The organism is Pseudomonas putida, assembly GCF_001941965.1.
Taxonomy (GTDB): Bacteria; Pseudomonadota; Gammaproteobacteria; order Pseudomonadales; family Pseudomonadaceae; genus Aquipseudomonas; species Aquipseudomonas putida_L.
Map to the genome: position 1 here is coordinate 148,241 of NZ_MKZO01000047.1, position 16,740 is coordinate 164,980.

Here is a 16,740-nt window from a genome sequence, read left to right on the forward strand (position 1 = left end):
CCCCAGGCGCTGCCGTGCGAGGTGCAGCATGAGCTTCCAGATCGCGCTCAATTTCGAAGACGGGGTGACCCGCTTCATCGACGCCACCGCCAGCGAAACCGTGGCCGACGCCGCCTACCGCCAGGGCATCAATATCCCGCTGGACTGCCGCGACGGCGCCTGCGGTACCTGCAAGTGCTTCGCCGAAGCCGGCCGCTACGACATGGGCGACAACTTCATCGAAGACGCCCTTAGCCCCGACGAACTGGAGCAGGGCTATGTGCTGACCTGCCAGATGCGCGTCGAGAGCGATTGCGTGGTGCGGGTGCCGGCCTCGTCCCAGCTGTGCAAGACCCAGCAGGCCAGCTTCGAGGCGGCCATCAGCCAGGTGCGCCAGCTGTCCGAGAGCACCATCGCGCTGTCGATCAAGGATGAGTCCCTGTCGCGCCTGGCCTTCCTGCCGGGGCAGTACGTCAACCTCAAGGTGCCGGGCAGCGAGCAGACCCGCGCCTACTCTTTCAGCTCCCTGCAGAAGAACGGCGAGGTCAGCTTCCTGATCCGCAACGTGCCGGGCGGCCTGATGAGCAGTTTCCTCAGCGGCCTGGCCAAGGCCGGCGACAGCATGACCCTGACCGGCCCGCTGGGCAGTTTCTACCTGCGCGAGGTCAAGCGCCCGCTGTTGCTGCTGGCCGGCGGCACCGGCCTGGCGCCGTTCACCGCGATGCTGGAGAAGATCGCCGGGCAGGGCAGCGAACACCCGCTGCACCTGATCTACGGGGTCACCAACGACTTCGACCTGGTGGAGCTGGAGCGCCTGGAGCAGTTCGCCGCGCAGATCCCCAACTTCACCTTCAGCGCTTGCGTGGCCAACCCGGGCAGCCAGTACCCGAACAAGGGCTATGTCACCCAGCACATCGCTCCTTCGCACCTGAACGATGGCGACGTGGATGTGTACCTGTGCGGCCCGCCGCCGATGGTCGAGGCGGTCAGCCAGTACCTGCGCGAGCAGAACATCAATCCGGCCAACTTCTACTACGAGAAGTTCGCCGCCGCCGTCTGAACCCTTTTATGGGGTTGCCCTGTCGTGCGGGTGGGGTGACCCCCTTTTATTCGAGGTCGCAATGAACAGATTCGACGACAAGATCGCGCTGGTGACCGGCGCGGCCCAGGGCATCGGCCGCCGCGTGGTCGAGCGCCTGCTGGCCGAGGGCGCCCGGGTGATTGCTGTGGACCGCTCCGAACTGGTGTTCGAGCTGGAACAGGGCGAGACCCTGCTGGCCCTGACCGCCGACCTGGAACAGTACGCCGATTGTCAGCGGGTGATGGCGGCAGCGGTCGAGCGCTTCGGCCGTCTCGACATCCTCGTCAACAACGTCGGCGGGACCATCTGGGCCAAGCCGTTCGAGCATTACCAGGAGCACGAGATCGAGGCCGAGGTGCGCCGCTCGCTGTTCCCCACCCTGTGGTGCTGCCATGCGGCGCTGCCGTACATGCTGGAGCAGGGCAGCGGGGCGATCGTCAACGTTTCCTCCATTGCCACCCGTAGCGTTAACCGCGTGCCCTACGGCGCGGCCAAGGGCGGAGTGAATGCCCTGACCGCGTGCCTGGCTTTCGAGAACGCCGGGCGCGGGATTCGCGTCAACGCCACCGCGCCGGGTGGCACCGAGGCACCGCCGCGACGCATCCCGCGCAACAGCGCGCAGCAGAGCGAGCAGGAGCAGGGATGGTACCAGCAGATCGTCGACCAGACCCTCGACAGCAGCCTGATGAAGCGCTACGGCAGCCTCGATGAACAGGTCGGCGCGATCCTCTTCCTGGCCTCCGACGACGCCTCCTATATCACCGGAACGATTCTCCCCGTAGGCGGTGGCGACCTCGGTTGAGCCCCGCTGCACAGGTTTCTACAACAACAAAAACAAGAGATGGATGCCATGCGAAAAATCGACGTTCACCAGGTCATCGACCAGGCGCCCTTTACCCGCTTTCACTGGATGGTGATGTGCTGGTGCGCCTTGCTGCTGATCTTCGACGGCTACGACCTGTTCATCTATGGCGTGGTCCTGCCGGTCCTGATGAAAGAGTGGGGCCTGACCCCGTTGCAGGCCGGCGCCCTCGGCAGCTACGCGCTGTTCGGCATGATGTTCGGCGCCCTGGCCTTCGGCAGCCTGGCCGACAGGATCGGGCGCAAGAAGGGCATCGCCATCTGCTTCGCCCTGTTCTCCACCGCCACCCTGCTCAACGGCTTTGCCAGCAGCCCCACCGAGTTCGGCATCTACCGCTTCTTCGCCGGCCTCGGCTGCGGCGGCCTGATGCCCAATGCCGTGGCGCTGATGAACGAATACGCACCCAAGCGCCTGCGCAGCACCCTGGTGGCGATCATGTTCAGCGGCTACTCGGTGGGCGGCATGCTGTCGGCCGGGGTTGGCATCTACATGCTGCCGCGCTTCGGCTGGGAATCGATGTTCTTCGCCGCCGCCATCCCGCTGTTGCTGCTGCCGGTGATCCTCTACTACCTGCCGGAATCCATCGGTTTCCTGGTGCGCCAGGGCCGCGGTGAACAGGCCAAGGCCCTGCTCAAGCGCCTCGATCCGGCGTGCGACCCGAAGGCCGAGGATGTGCTGGAAGCCCATGACAACAAGGGCAAGGGCGTCTCGGTGCTGGAGCTGTTCCGTGGCGGCCTGGCGGTGCGCACCCTGTCGGTGTGGGTGGCGTTCTTCTGCTGCCTGCTGATGGTCTACGCCCTCAGCTCCTGGCTGCCGAAACTGATGGCCAGCGCCGGCTACAGCCTGGGTTCGAGCCTGTCGTTCCTGCTGGCGCTGAACTTTGGCGGCATGGCCGGGGCGATTCTCGGTGGCTGGCTGGGCGACCGTTACAACCTGGTCAAGGTGAAGATCGGCTTCTTCCTCGCGGCGGCGGCCTCGATCAGCCTGCTCGGGGTCAACAGCCCGATGCCGGTGCTCTACCTGCTGATCTTCATCGCCGGCGCCACCACCATCGGCACCCAGATCCTCCTGTATGCCGGCGCGGCCCAGCTGTACGGCCTGTCGATTCGCTCCACCGGCCTTGGCTGGGCCTCGGGCATCGGCCGCAACGGCGCCATCGTCGGCCCGCTGCTGGGCGGCGCGCTGATGGGCATCAACCTGCCGCTGCAACTGAACTTCATCGCCTTCGCCATTCCCGGTGCGGTCGCCGCCCTGGCCATGACCATCCATGTGCTCAGCGGCAAGCGCCAGAGCCTGGCGGCTGCCCCGGCGGTTTGAGGCAACCGCCACACCCACAGATCACAACAAGAGGTGAACACCATGACCGTGAAGATTTCCCACACTGCCGAGATCCAGAAGTTCTTCGAAGAGGCCGCCGGCCTTGGTAACGACGAAGGCAGCCCGCGCCTGAAACGCATCATGCTCCGCGTGCTGCAGGACCTGGCGCGGATCGTCGAGGACCTGGAGATCACCGAGGACGAGTTCTGGAAGACCGTCGACTACTTCAACCGCCTCGGCGGGCGCAATGAAGCCGGGCTGCTGGTGGCGGGCCTGGGCATCGAGCACTTCCTCGACCTGTTGCAGGACGCCAAGGACGCCCAGGTCGGCCTGACCGGCGGCACTCCGCGGACCATCGAAGGCCCGCTGTACGTGGCCGGCGCGCCAATCGCCCAGGGCGAGACGCGGATGGACGATGGCAGCGAGGAGGGCGTTGCGACCCTGATGTTCCTGGAAGGCCAGGTGCTGGATCCGCAAGGCAATCCGGTGGCCGGTGCCGTCGTCGATCTGTGGCACGCGAACACCAAGGGTACCTATTCGTTCTTCGATCAGAGCCAGTCCGAGTACAACCTGCGCCGCCGTATCGTCACCGATGCCGAAGGCCGCTACCGTGCTCGCAGCATCGTGCCGTCCGGCTACGGCTGCGACCCGCAGGGCCCGACCCAGGAATGCCTGGATCAGCTCGGCCGTCATGGCCAGCGCCCGGCTCATGTGCACTTCTTCATCTCGGCCCCGGGTTATCGTCACCTGACTACCCAGATCAACCTTTCCGGCGACAAGTACCTGTGGGATGACTTCGCCTACGCCACCCGCGAGGGGCTGGTGGGTGAGGTGCAGTTCCGCGAGGACGGCGCCCGTGGCGTGGCGGGGCGTTATGCCGAGCTGAACTTCGACTTCCAGCTGCAGGAGGCGCCGGATGCGGCGGCCGAGGTGCGCAGCAAGCGTCCTCGTGCTCTGCAGGAGGCCTGAACCGGCGCGATCCCGTAGGAGCGTGGCTTGCCCGCGAAGGACCGCGTAGCGGTCCCAAATTCTCAATGTCTGCACCATTCTGGGAGCGCTTCGCACTCCTTCGCGGGCAAGCCACGCTCCTACGAGAATCGCGAACGGCTTAAAGCCCGAAAACAATCACGCCGTTAACCGGCCCAAGTGAGGTCCCATGAAAGACCTTTTCAAGGATTGTTCCCTCTCCGCCCTGGTAGCCGGGATGATCGCCACGGTGATCTCCTACGCCGGCCCGTTGGTGCTGGTCTTCCACGCCGCGGAAAGCGCCCGCCTGTCCCATGAACTGCTGTCGTCCTGGGTCTGGGCAATCTCCATCGGCAGCGCCGTGCTCGGCGGCGTGCTCAGCCTGCGCTACCGGGTGCCGGTGGTGATCGCCTGGTCGATCCCGGGTTCGGCGCTGCTGGTCACCGCCTTGCCGCAGATCGGCCTGAACCAGGCCATCGGCGCCTACCTGGTGACCAACCTCGTCTTGCTGCTGATCGGCTTGAGCGGCGCCTTCGACCGCATCATCGCGCGCTTGCCGGGCTCGATTGCCGCCGGCATGCAGGCGGGCATCCTGTTCAGCTTCGGTATCGAAGTGTTCAAGGCCCTGCCGGCGCAACCGGCGCTGGTGCTGGGGATGTTCATCACCTACGTGACGATGCGCCGGCTGTGGCCGCGCTACTCGGTGGCGGCGGTACTGCTGGTGGGCGTTGGCATCACCCTGTTCGGCGGGCATTTCCATAGCGAGGCGCTGGTCTTCGACTTTGCCACGCCGCAGTGGATCACCCCGGAATTCAGCCTGGGCGCGATTCTCAACCTGGCCCTGCCGCTGGTGCTGGTGTCGCTGACCGGGCAGTTCATGCCGGGCATGGCGGTGCTGCGCAATGCCGGCTATCAGACGCCGGCGAGCCCGATCATCAGCAGCAGTGCGCTGGTCGGCGGCCTGCTCGCGCCGTTCGGCTGCCATGGGCTGAACCTGGCGGCGGTCACCGCCAGCCTGTGTACCGGGCGCGAGGCCCATGAGGATCCGCGTCGCCGCTATATCGCGGCGCTGTCCGGCTGTGCCCTTTACCTGCTGTTCGGCATTGCCGGGGCGACCCTGGTCTCGCTGTTCGCCGCCTTCCCGGCGGAGTTGATCGCGGCGCTGGCGGGGCTGGCGCTGTATGGCGCCATCAGCGAGGCCCTGGCCCGCAGCCTGGCCGAGCCCAAGGAACGCGATGCCGGCTTGTTCACCTTCCTGGTGACCGCGTCGGGGGTGTCCTTCCTTGGTTTGTCGGCGGCGTTCTGGGGCCTGCTGTTCGGCCTGCTGACCCACTTTTTGCTGGCCCTGCGCCGCCCATCCACCACCGAGGCTGCCTTGCGCCGCAGCCATTGATCCACCAGTTCCACACCCACGGCAGCGGCCTCACCGGACCGCTGCCTGGAAAGCTGCACCCCAATAAAAACAAGATCAGAGAGCTTCCCGATGAAACATGCACCTTGCGCTACCCGAGTCATGCTCCCTCTCGGCCTGGTTGTCGCCAGCCCGTCGCTGCTGGCGGCCGAGGCGGATTTCTTCAAGGATTCCACCGCCACCCTGACCACCCGTAACTACTACTTCAGCCGTGACTTCTCCGACATTGTCGGGGCCAACCAGCAGTCGAAGGCAGAGGAGTGGGCCCAGGGCTTCATCCTCACCTTCAAGTCCGGCTACACCCCAGGGACCCTCGGCTTCGGCGTGGATGCCATCGGCCTGCTCGGGCTCAAGCTCGACAGCAGCCCGGACCGCGCCAACACCGGCCTGCTGCCGATGCAGGAGGATGGCGAGGCCGCCGACAACTACAGCCGCCTCGGCCTGACCCTCAAGGCCCGGCTGTCGAAGACCGAGCTGAAGTTCGGCGAACTGCAGCCCAACCTGCCGGTGCTGGCCTTCAGCGATATCCGCCTGTTGCCGCCGACCTACCAGGGCGTGGCGATCAGCTCGGCGGAAATCGACGGCCTGACCCTGCAGGCCGGCCACCTCAAGTCCACCCACCTGCGTAACGAAAGCGGCGACGGCAAGATGCTCGCCATGCTCGGCCACCTGCCGCAGCGTCAGGCGGACAGCGATGGCTTCAACTACGCCGGCGCCGACTATGCCTTCAACGCCAACCGCACCACGGCGAGCCTGTGGTACGGCCAGCTGGAGGACATCTACGAGCAGGGCTTCCTTGGCCTGAAGCACTCGCAGCCGGTGGGTGACTGGGTCCTGGGCGCCAACCTCGGCTATTACACCGCCCGGGAAGACGGTGATGCGCTGCTCGGCAATATCGACAACCAGGCGCTGTTCTCGCTGCTCTCGGCCAAGCGTGGCGGGCATACCTTCTACGTCGGCTATCAGGCGATGTACGGTGACAGCCCGTTCCCGCGGGTGTTCGCCAACATCACCCCGCTGGGCAACGAAGTGCCGACCTACGAGTTCGCCTACACCGACGAGCGCTCCTGGCAGGCGCGCTACGACTACGACTTCGCGGCCATGGGCGTGCCCGGCCTGACCGCCGGCGTGCGCTATATCACCGGCGACAACGTCGACACCGGCCGTGGCTTCGAGGGCAAGGACCGCGAGCGCGACCTGGATATCGCCTATGTGGTGCAAAGCGGCGTGCTCGGCGGCCTGGGCATTCGCGTGCGCAACGCCATGGCCCGTTCCAACTACCGTAGCGATATCGACGAGAACCGCTTGATCTTCACCTACACCTGGAAACTGCTCTGAAGGAGGCGGCATGACGCGAAAAGGTCTGGCCCTGCTGGTGCAGGGCCTGTCCGGGCTCGCCTGTATCGCCGCGCTGTGGCACCCGGCCGGGATTGTCCTGGCCGTGGCCGGCATGGCGCTGGCCGCCATGCTCTGGCAGGGCGTGGTGGAGTATCGGGTGCAGGAAGTGATCGTCGAACTCCCGGCGCCGCTGCCGGAGCCTTGTGCCCCGGCGCCGCCGGTGTTGCCCGTGGAAGACCCGCGCCTGCGCGGTTGCCTGGTGGAACTGGATGGCGAGATCCATGCCACCGAGGAGGACATGCGTTTCGCTAACCTGCTGGCGCGGGAGGCCGGGGGCAAGGTCGTCGCCAGTGCCGAAAGCATCCAGGCCTCGGCGGAGATTCTCGGGCGCCTGGACAGCTCCATGGTCCAGGTCGCCAGTGCCTTCGACGAGCTGGGCGCGCAATCGGTGCAGATCGGTTCGCTGGTGGGCAGCATCCAGGATATTTCCAGCCAGACCAACCTGCTGGCGCTCAATGCGGCGATCGAGGCTGCGCGGGCCGGGGATCAAGGACGCGGGTTCGCAGTGGTCGCGGATGAGGTGCGCAACCTGTCGCGGCGGGCGGCGGATTCCAGTGCGCGGATTCGCCAGATTGCCAAGGGGCTGGAGCAGTCGGCGGAGGAGGCGCGGTTGGGGATCGGCCAGCTTGGCGAGGCGGCGCGGCAGGGTCTGGCGCAGTCCGGGGTGGCGTTGCAGGCCATGCAGGACATGCGCAGCGCGGCGGTGGCGCGGGTGGAGATCGTCGAGCGGGTGATGGGGCGGCTGGCGAGTCAGCGGGCGTTGGCGGGGGAGGCGGGGAGGTTGGTAGGCCCTCTGCATTGATGGTGCTGCTGATGGCCTCATCGCTGGCAAGCCAGCTCCCACAGGGTTCTGCCGCGCCGCGGACACTGTGGGTCTGCCCCCTGCCCACACAGATAGTGCGTGCACCGCCGAACCTGTGGGAGCTGGCTTGCCAGCGATTTGGCCGGGTCAGGCAATAAAGATCCGGAGCCCTTTCACCACCCCTTCACCCCATGCATATCCGGCAACTTGTGCGCGATCCCCTTGTGGCAATCGATACAGGTCGCTTCCCCCTTGGCCAGCGAGGTCGAGTGCATCGCCGCGGCCCGCTTGCTTTGCCGGGTGAAGTCCATGAACTCGAAGTTGTGGCAGTTGCGGCATTCCCGCGAGTCATTGGCCTTGAGCCGCGCCCATTCATGCTCGGCCAGGGTACGGCGCAGTTCGAGGAATTTGTCGCGGGTGTCGATGGTGCCGAACAGCTTGCCCCAAACCTCCTTCGAGGCCTGCATCTTGCGCGCGATCTTGTGCGTCCATTCATGCGGCACATGGCAGTCCGGGCAACTGGCGCGCACCCCGGAGCGGTTGGTGTAGTGGATGGTTTCCTGCAATTCGACGTACACGTTGTCGCGCATTTCGTGGCAGGAGATGCAGAACTTCTCGGTGTTGGTCGCCTCCAGCGCGGTGTTGAATCCACCCCAGAAAATGATCCCGGCAATGAACCCGCCGAGCACCAGGAAGCCGAGGCTGAAGTACACGCTGGGGCGACAGAGGATGCCCCAGTACTCCTTGATCAGGCCGAACAATCCTTTCATGACGCCTCCCTACGGCTTGCGCGCGGCATTGGCATCGTCCTGCAGCAGCTTGTCGATGTTCTCGAAGCTGTTGCCCACCAGCGGCTTGGCATCGCTCTGTACCACATGGCACTGGTCGCAGAAGTAGCGCCGCGGCGACACCGCCGCCAGCGGCTGGCCGTCGCGGTCCATGTAGTGGGTGATGCTGATCATGGTGGCCTGGGTTTTCGCGCTGTTGGCCCGGCTGTGGCAGGTCAGGCACTTGTTGCCGTACTTGTCGATCTGGTAGCCGCGGATGCTGTGGGGAATGGTCGGTGGCTGGTCCGGGTAGTTGCGCTCGCGCTTGAGGTCCTTGTTTTCATCGTTGGCGATGGTCGGCGACGCCAGGGTCTGGCTGAGGGTGCCGCCGGGGCGGCGACCATCCGGGGCAGGGGCGTCCAGCGGATAGTCGGCGGCGCGGGCCGTGCCCAGCACGGCCAGCAACAACAGGGGCAGGATTGAGAGTTTCATGACTGGGCTCCTCAGGCCGCGCTGATCAGTTCGATGCGCACCGCGCATTTCTTGTAGTCGGTCTGCTTGGAGATCGGGTCGGTGGCGTCCAGGGTGACCTTGTTGATCAGCTTGTTGGCATCGAAGAACGGCACGAACACCAGGCCCCGCGGCGGCTTGTTGCGCCCGCGGGTCTCGATGCGCGCACGGATCTCGCCACGCCGGCTGACCACTTTCACCTCGCTGCCACGCCGGGCCTTCATGGCCTTGGCGTCGTCCGGGTGCATGTACACCAGGGCGTCGGGCACCGCCTTGTACAGCTCTTCGACGCGCTGGGTCATGGTCCCGGTATGCCAGTGTTCGAGAACCCGTCCGGTGCTGAGCCAGAACGGGAATTCGGCATCCGGTGACTCCGCCGGCGGCTCGTAGGGCAGGGCGAAGATGATCGCCTTCTTGTCCGGGTAGCCGTAGAACTGCACGCCGCTGCCGGCCTCGACATAGGGATCGTGGCCCTCGCGGTAGCGCCAGCGGGTTTCCTTGCCGTCCACCACCGGCCAGCGCAGGCCGCGTTCGTGGTGGTAGCGGTCGAAGTCGGCGAGGTCATGGCCATGGCCGCGACCGAACTGCGCGTATTCCTCGAACAGGCCTTTCTGCGGGTAGAAGCCGAAGGCGATGGCTTCGTCGTTGAGGTGGCCGGCCTCGATCTGCTCGACCGGGAACTGGTCGACCTGGCCGTTCTTGAACAGCACCTCGAACAGGGTCTTGCCCTTGTACTCCGGCGCCTTGGCCAGCAGCTCGGCCGGCCAGGCCTCGTCGGTGGTGAAGCGCTTGGAGAATTCCATCAGTTGCCAAAGGTCCGAGCGGGCATCACCCGGTGCACGCACCAACTGGTGCCAGAACTGCGTGCGCCGCTCGGCATTGCCGTAGGCGCCTTCCTTTTCCACCCACATGGCGCTGGGCAGGATCAGGTCGGCGGCCTGCGCCGAGACGGTGGGGTAGACGTCCGAGACGATCACGAAGTTGTCCGGGTTGCGCCAGCCGGGCAGCACCTCCTGCATGATGTTCGGGCCGGCATGCATGTTGTTGCTGACCTGGGTCCAGTACACGTTGAGCACGCCGTCCTTGAGCATGCGGCTCTGCTGCACGGCGTGGAAACCGGGCTTTTCCTGGAGGGTGCCGGCCGGCAGCTTCCAGATCTTCTCGGCCGTGGCGCGGTGTTTCGGGTTGGTCACCACAAGGTCCGCCGGCAGGCGATGGGAGAAGGTCCCCACCTCTCGCGCGGTGCCGCAGGCCGAGGGCTGGCCGGTGAGGGAGAAGGGGCTGTTGCCCGGCTCGCTGATCTTCCCGGTGAGCAGGTGGATGTTGTAGATCAGGTTGTTGGCCCAGACGCCACGGGTGTGCTGGTTGAAGCCCATGGTCCAGAACGACACGACCTTGCGCTTCGGATCGGCATATAGCTCGGCCAGGGATTTCAAATACTCGGCGGCGACCCCGGATTCCTTCGCCGTGCGCTCCAGGGTGTAGGGCCTGACGAACTCGGCGAACTGCTCGAAGGAGATATCCGACCAGGTATTGGCCTGCTCGGCGTTCTTCGCCTGTATTTCCCGTGGGTCGGTCGGGCGCAGGCCGTAGCCGATATCGTCGGCACCCTTGGCGAAGCGCGTGTACTTGCCGATGAAGTCCTTGTTCACCGCGCCACTCTGGATGATGTGGTTGGCGATGTAGTTGAGGATCAGCAGGTCGGTCTGCGGCTTGAACACCAGCGGAATGTCCGCCAGCTCGAAGCTGCGGTGCTCGAAGGTCGACAGCACCGCGACCTTGACGTGGGGCTGGCTGAGGCGGCGGTCGGTGACCCGGCTCCAGAGGATCGGGTGCATCTCGGCCATGTTCGAGCCCCACAGCACGAAGGCGTCGGTGGCCTCGATATCGTCGTAGCAGCCCATGGGCTCGTCCATGCCGAAGGTGCGCATGAAGCCCATCACCGCCGAGGCCATGCAGTGCCGCGCATTGGGGTCGATGTTGTTGCTGCGGAACCCGGCTTTCATCAGCTTGTTGGCGGCGTAGCCTTCCCATACCGTCCACTGCCCCGAACCGAACATGCCGACGGCCTGTGGGCCCTTGTTTTTCAGGGCTTCCTTGAATTTCACGGCCATGATGTCGAAGGCCTGGTCCCAGCTCACCGGGTGGAATTCGCCCTGCTTGTCGTACTGGCCGTTGGTCATGCGCAGCAGCGGCTGGGTCAGGCGGTCGACGCCGTACATGATCTTCGACAGGAAGTAGCCCTTGACGCAGTTCAGCCCGCGATTGACCTCGGCCTTGATATCGCCGTGGGTGGCGACCACGCGGTTGTCGCGGGTCGCCACCATCACGCTGCAGCCGGTGCCGCAGAAGCGGCAGGGCGCCTTGTTCCAGTTCAGGCTGACCATGTCGGCCTCGGTGACCAGGTTGCTCGCGCTGGTGGCGATGGGCAGGCCGGCGGCGGCCGCGGCGATGGCGGCGGCATGGGATTTGACGAAGGTGCGGCGGGTCATGCTCATGGGCGTTCTCCATCGAGGAGTTCGTGATAGATCAACGCGGCGTTGAGCACGCCGGGGATCGCGTTGATCTGCTCGATGCGTTGCAGGATCCGGCGTTCGTCGCCGGCTTCGAGGACCACCACCAGTTTTCCGGCGGGGCTTTCGTGATGCAGCTCGAGGTCGTCGAGCAGGCGCAGGTTGGCTTTTACGGCGTCGAACAGTTCCGGTCGGGCCAGTACGACAAGGCTGGCGATATGCAGGGTGTCATCCATGTTCATGCTCCACTGGGCTCTTTGGCAGGCAACTTTCAGTTGGGCGGCCCGGGCGGGCCGAAGAGCATTTGGAGGAACCAGATGATAAAGCCGTAGCCACCGACGACCATGACCGATATCAACGGGAAGAGGCACACGACAAGAAACAGGAAGAGCCGCAACTCCTTGCTGCGCGTGGCCGGGCGTTTATCCGTAGTTGACACTTTTATTACTCCAGGCTGAAACGGTGTCAGGCTGGAAACATAGTCTGGATAGGAATTGGAAGAGGGGAGCCAGATCAATGTTTGGTGAGGTTTTTAGTTTGATTGGCTTTAAGCGGAGTCCTGTTTGCTTCGTGTTTCGTAATAAATTTTTATATATAACGTAAGTCTGGAGGGCTTTCGCTCACTCGCATGAACAGTCAGAAGGCCTGACCATTCATCCCGCTGCGCACGGTGCCCCTCACGAATGCCACGATCTGCTCCCGCGCGGTGCTGATCGCTCCCCATTGCCCCTGACCGCACAGCAGGCTCAGAACCGCCAGGGCAATGGGACGGGCCTGCGGCTCGGATGCCGGCCCGCATTCGGCGGCGATGATCTCGCTGAGCAGGTCGCTGTAGGCCGCCTTCAGTTCGTCTATCTGGCCGATCTGTTCCGTACTCAGGTTGACCGCCTCGCGGGTCAGCAGGGTGAGTTTGTCCGGGTGCGCCTGGCTGAACGAAATGAACGCCTGGACGAAGCGCTGCAAGCGCTCGCCATTGCTCCGGCTGCCCTTCAGGCATTGCCTTGTTTCGTACAGGAGGTCGGTCAGGCTCGACTCGATCAGTTCGAACAACAATCCCTGCTTGCTTTCGATATGGTGGTACAGCGACCCCGTGCGCAAACCCAGGTGGCTGGCCAGGTCACGCAGGCCGATGGCCTGGTAGCCATGGCTGGCGAACAGGCTGCTGGCCGCCTCCAGCAAGCGATCGCGGGCGTCGGGGGAGGGCGGGGACAGGCGGCTGGCGGCGGGCATCGGGATGACCTGTGGGCGATTTGATGTTTGACCAAATGTAAGACAACAGGCATCTTACGTAAAGACTCAATCGCAGAGGTGGTTCATGGAAAATCAAACGGTGGTGATCGTGGGCGGCGCATCGGGCCTGGGCCTGGAGACGGCGCGCCTGATGGTCAAGCGCGGGGCGACGAAGATCGGTCTGATCGACCGTAATGAGCAGTTGCTGGTACAGGCGGCAGAAGAGCTGCGCGGCCTGGGTGCCGAGGTGGCGCTGGCGGTTGGCGATATCGCCCGCAAGGACAGCGCCCACGGCGCGTTCGAGGAGATCGTCGCGGCCCTGGGCCGGGTGCATTGCCTGGTCAACAGCGCGGCGATCTACCCGCGCAAGGACATCTTCGAGATCACCGACGATGAATGGGACCTGGAAAACGCTGTCAATATCAAGGGCACCTACCACATGATGGTCGCGGCGGTGCGGCATATGCAGCAGTACGTGGCGGCGCCGGCAGTGACCGGGCGCATCGTCAACGTTACCTCGGTGGATGCCTTCAAGGCTCACCCGCAGAACGCCCACTACGCGGCGACCAAGGCCGCCGTGGTCAGCCTGACCAAATCCTTCGCCCAGGCCTGTGCCAAGGACCAGATCCTGGTCAACTCGGTGGCCCCGGCCGGTTTCGCCACCGAGCGTGCCCGCCAGTTGGGCTTCCTCGGCGAACTGGCCGCCGCCAACCCGCTGGGCCGCGCCGCCGAGCCTGCGGAAATCGCCGAATGGATCGTGATGATGGGCAGCAGCCGCAACAGCTATGCCACCGGTGAAAACGTCATCGTCAGTGGGGGCTATATCTATGCCTGAAGTCGCCTTTCCCGCCGGCTACCAGCGGGCCCTGGTCACCGGCGCCACCAGCGGTATCGGCAAGGCCATCGTCCTGGCGTTGCGCGATGTCGGGCTGCAGGTGATCGCGGTCGGGCGCAGCCCCGAAGCGCTGGCCGAGCTGGCCGGCGAGCCGGGGGTGACCACCCTGCAGGCGGATGTCCGTGATTTCCGTGGGCTGAGCGCCGCACTGGAAGGGCAGGCGGTGGATGTGCTGGTGAACAACGCCGGCATCCTCTCGACCCGGGCCGCGTTCCAGGAGATCGACGAGGCGGAGATCGACAACATGCTCGATATCAACCTCAAGGCGCCGCTGCACCTGGCCCGGCAGGTGTTGCCGGGAATGGTCGGGCGGGGCAGGGGGCACCTGTTCTTCATCGGCTCGAGCGCCGGGCGGGCGCCGCATCCAGGGGCCGCGGTGTATGGTGCTTCGAAGGCGGGCGTCAGCCTGTTCTGCGATGCCTTGCGCTGTGACCTGCTCGGTACTGGCGTGCGGGTGACCGAGATCGCCCCGGGGCGGGTGCAGACCCAGTTGTACAAGACCGCGATGGGCATGCAGGCGGCGGGCAGCGAGCTGTATGACGGCTATGAGTCGATCCAGCCGGCGGATATCGCCGAGCTGTTGCTGGCAGCGCTGAGGATGCCGGCAGCGGTGGATGTGTCGCGGCTGGAGGTGTTTCCCACGGCGCAGGCGGTGGGTGGGGCACGGATGGTCAAGACGCTGGGGTGACAGGACCGACGCCATCGCCGGCAACGCCGGCTCCCACAGGGTTCGTGTCGGGCCCGGATCCTGTGGCTGGCACCACACCCCGTGGGAGCTGGCGTTGCCAGCGATGAGGCCGGCAAAGGCAACAGATTTCTGTCTAGAGGTGCTTGACCACATGTAAGACAACATATAACTTACGTTTAAAGCCGCCCACCAAGGCGGGGTCGTACAACTACAAAGCATTGCAGGGGATATGACGATGACTGCGACATCATGCCGGGTCGGCGTGGACATAGGCGGGACCTTCACCGATATCGCGCTGGACGTGGACGGGGTTCTGCATTCGACCAAGATCCTGACCGACTATGAGCTGCCCGAGCGGGCCATCCTCACCGGCGTGCGCCAGGTGGTGGAGCAGGCCGGCCTGCAGCTCTCGGATATCCACCAGCTGATCCACGGCACCACCCTGGCGACCAACGCCCTGATCGAACGCCGTGGCGCACGCACCGCCTTCATCACCACCGAAGGCTTCCGCGACACCCTGGAAATGCGCACGGAAAACCGCTTCGAGCAGTACGACATCAATATCGCCCTGCCGCCGCCGCTGATCGACCGTGAACACCGCTACACCCTGCGCGAGCGCCTGGATGTGAAGGGTCGCGTGCTGATCGCCCCGGTCCAGGCCGAGGTCGACGCCCTGGTCGAGCGCATCGCCGAAGGCGACTACGAAAGCGTGGCGATCGGCTTCATCCACAGCTACGTCAACGGCGCCCACGAGCGTCAACTGCGTGATGCGCTGCAGGCGCGCCTGCCACAGCTGTCCATCTCGATTTCCAGCGAAGTCTCGCCGCAGATGCGCGAGTTCGAACGCTTCAACACCGTGTGCGCCAACGCCTACGTCAAGCCGCTGATCAAGTCCTACCTGGACCGCCTGGTCATCACGCTGAAAAAGGAAGGCGCCGATTGCCCGGTGTTCATGATCCACTCCGGCGGCGGCATCATTTCCGTGCAGAGCGCCGCCGAGTTACCGGTGCGCCTGGTGGAGTCCGGCCCGGCCGGCGGGGCGATCTTCGCCGCCGATATTGCCCGCCGCTACCAACTGGAAAACGTCCTGTCCTTCGACATGGGCGGGACCACGGCGAAAATCTGCCTGATCGAAGACCAGGTGCCCAAGACCGCCAAGACCTTCGAAGTCGCCCGGACCTACCGCTTCAAGAAGGGCAGCGGCATGCCGATTTCCATTCCGGTGGTAGAGATGGTCGAGATCGGTGCCGGCGGCGGTTCCATCGCCAGCATCGACAGCATGCGCCAGATCCGCGTCGGCCCGCACAGTGCCGCCTCCGAGCCAGGCCCGGCCTGCTACGGTCGCGGTGGCCTGGAGCCGACCATCACCGACGCCAACCTGCTGCTCGGTCGCCTGGACGCCGACAACTTCGCCGGTGGTGCCCTGCGCCTGTCCAGCGATAACGCTGCCAGCGCCATGGGCCGGGTGATCGGCCAGCCGCTGAACATGCAGGCCGATACCGCTGCCTTCGGCGTCTGCGAGGTGGTCGACGAGAACATGGCCAACGCCGGTCGCGTGCATGCCGTGGAAAGCGGCAAGGACATCGCCGACTACACCATGATCACCTTCGGCGGCGGTGGTCCGCTGCATGCTGCGCGCCTCTGCGAAAAAATGGGTGTTTCGCGCTTCCTGGTCCCGGCCGGTGCCGGCGTGGGTTCGGCCATCGGCTTCCTGCGTGCGCCGTTCGGCTACGAGGCGGTGCGCAGCGCCTTCGTGCGCCTGTCCGAGTTCGATGCCGCCGCGGTCAATGTGCTGATCGAGGAAATGAAGGCCGAATCGCTGGGCTTCCTGCGCCAGGGCATGCCCGAGGGCGAGCCGGAAATGGACTGCACCGCCTTCATGCGCTACGTCGGCCAGGGCTGGGAAATCCCCGTGGGCCTGCCGTTCAAGGCCTTCAGTGCGGCGGACACCGTCGAGTTCAAGGCGCGTTTCGAAGAGGCCTACACCCGCTTCTTCGGTCGCCCGATCGAAGGTCCGGACATCGAGATCGTCAGCTGGTCGGTCAGGGCCAGCTCGCCACTGCCACCGGTGGCCCGAATCGAGGAAGTCGCGGCTTCGTACCGTGCCCATGAAATCGCGCGCCGCCAGGTCTTCGACGTGGCGGCCGGTGGCTTCGTCGACGCCGGTATCCACCCGCGCGAAGAGCTGCAGGTCGGCGCCCGGGTCGATGGCCCGGCGATCATCGTCGAACGCGAGACCTCGACCTTCGTTACCTCGAACTTCACCGCCACGGTCCAGCCCGACGGCTGCCTGCTGGTCGCCCGTCGCTAATACCTGATTC

Annotated in this window: 15 protein-coding genes and 1 pseudogene; 10 read left to right on the top strand and 6 right to left on the bottom strand. The window is 65.2% G+C overall.

From position 1 onward, the window contains the following. The first annotated feature begins 28 nt into the window (after positions 1–28). From benC to PSEMO_RS34395, 7 genes and pseudogenes are all read left to right on the top strand, one after another. The gene (gene benC / locus PSEMO_RS24060; protein ID WP_075805442.1) at positions 29–1,039 is read left to right on the top strand and encodes a benzoate 1,2-dioxygenase electron transfer component BenC; all 1,011 of its coding nucleotides are present in this window, start codon (positions 29–31) and stop codon (positions 1,037–1,039) included. A gap of 61 nt (positions 1,040–1,100) precedes the next feature. Further along, complete coding sequence (locus tag PSEMO_RS24065; protein WP_075805443.1) at positions 1,101–1,862, top strand: 1,6-dihydroxycyclohexa-2,4-diene-1-carboxylate dehydrogenase; 762 nt, start codon at positions 1,101–1,103, stop codon at positions 1,860–1,862. A 48-nt stretch (positions 1,863–1,910) separates the two neighbouring features. Beyond that, complete coding sequence (locus PSEMO_RS24070) at positions 1,911–3,239, top strand: MFS transporter (protein ID WP_075805611.1); 1,329 nt, start codon at positions 1,911–1,913, stop codon at positions 3,237–3,239. A gap of 42 nt (positions 3,240–3,281) precedes the next feature. After that, positions 3,282–4,208 (top strand): catechol 1,2-dioxygenase, encoded by a 927-nt coding sequence (gene catA, locus PSEMO_RS24075; protein WP_075805444.1) that lies wholly within the window; start codon positions 3,282–3,284, stop codon positions 4,206–4,208. A 187-nt stretch (positions 4,209–4,395) separates the two neighbouring features. Continuing rightward, positions 4,396–5,598: a benzoate/H(+) symporter BenE family transporter gene (locus PSEMO_RS24080; RefSeq protein ID WP_075805445.1), complete on the top strand. Its 1,203-nt coding sequence runs from the start codon at positions 4,396–4,398 to the stop codon at positions 5,596–5,598. 90 nt (positions 5,599–5,688) lie between these two features. Then, positions 5,689–6,954, top strand: coding sequence for an OprD family porin (locus tag PSEMO_RS24085; RefSeq protein WP_075805446.1), 1,266 nt, complete (start codon positions 5,689–5,691; stop codon positions 6,952–6,954). Positions 6,955–7,387: 433 nt separating this feature from the next. Then, a pseudogene (locus tag PSEMO_RS34395) lies at positions 7,388–7,816 on the top strand (methyl-accepting chemotaxis protein); the annotation flags it as partial. 173 nt (positions 7,817–7,989) lie between these two features. On the opposite strand, the gene PSEMO_RS24095 reads toward PSEMO_RS34395, so the two are convergent. From PSEMO_RS24095 to PSEMO_RS24120, 6 genes are all read right to left on the bottom strand, one after another. Continuing rightward, positions 7,990–8,586: a cytochrome c3 family protein gene (locus PSEMO_RS24095; RefSeq protein ID WP_075805447.1), complete on the bottom strand. Its 597-nt coding sequence runs from the start codon at positions 8,584–8,586 to the stop codon at positions 7,990–7,992. A 9-nt stretch (positions 8,587–8,595) separates the two neighbouring features. Then, on the bottom strand, positions 8,596–9,075 hold the full coding sequence (locus tag PSEMO_RS24100) for a nitrate reductase cytochrome c-type subunit (protein WP_075805448.1): 480 nt from the start codon (positions 9,073–9,075) through the stop codon (positions 8,596–8,598). Between the two features lie 11 nt (positions 9,076–9,086). Next, positions 9,087–11,591, bottom strand: a complete 2,505-nt coding sequence (napA, locus tag PSEMO_RS24105) for a nitrate reductase catalytic subunit NapA (RefSeq protein WP_075805449.1) — start codon at positions 11,589–11,591, stop codon at positions 9,087–9,089. Continuing rightward, positions 11,588–11,842 carry a chaperone NapD gene (locus PSEMO_RS24110; protein ID WP_075805613.1) on the bottom strand — a complete coding sequence of 85 codons (255 nt, stop codon included), beginning with the start codon at positions 11,840–11,842 and terminating at the stop codon, positions 11,588–11,590. Before PSEMO_RS24110 ends, napA begins: the two co-directional genes overlap by 4 nt. A gap of 35 nt (positions 11,843–11,877) precedes the next feature. Continuing rightward, positions 11,878–12,045, bottom strand: a complete 168-nt coding sequence (gene napE / locus PSEMO_RS24115; protein ID WP_075805450.1) for a periplasmic nitrate reductase, NapE protein — start codon at positions 12,043–12,045, stop codon at positions 11,878–11,880. A 197-nt stretch (positions 12,046–12,242) separates the two neighbouring features. Further along, complete coding sequence (locus tag PSEMO_RS24120) at positions 12,243–12,836, bottom strand: TetR/AcrR family transcriptional regulator (protein WP_075805451.1); 594 nt, start codon at positions 12,834–12,836, stop codon at positions 12,243–12,245. 85 nt (positions 12,837–12,921) lie between these two features. On the opposite strand from PSEMO_RS24120, the gene PSEMO_RS24125 reads away from it, so the two are divergent. The 3 genes from PSEMO_RS24125 to PSEMO_RS24135 all read left to right on the top strand — a co-directional run bounded on the left by PSEMO_RS24125 (position 12,922) and on the right by PSEMO_RS24135 (position 16,730). Beyond that, positions 12,922–13,671: an SDR family NAD(P)-dependent oxidoreductase gene (locus tag PSEMO_RS24125; RefSeq protein ID WP_075805452.1), complete on the top strand. Its 750-nt coding sequence runs from the start codon at positions 12,922–12,924 to the stop codon at positions 13,669–13,671. After that, on the top strand, positions 13,664–14,419 hold the full coding sequence (locus PSEMO_RS24130) for an SDR family oxidoreductase (RefSeq protein WP_075805453.1): 756 nt from the start codon (positions 13,664–13,666) through the stop codon (positions 14,417–14,419). The genes PSEMO_RS24125 and PSEMO_RS24130 overlap by 8 nt, the downstream gene beginning before the upstream one ends. A gap of 235 nt (positions 14,420–14,654) precedes the next feature. Beyond that, complete coding sequence (locus PSEMO_RS24135; RefSeq protein ID WP_086937263.1) at positions 14,655–16,730, top strand: hydantoinase/oxoprolinase family protein; 2,076 nt, start codon at positions 14,655–14,657, stop codon at positions 16,728–16,730. Positions 16,731–16,740: the final 10 nt, after the last annotated feature.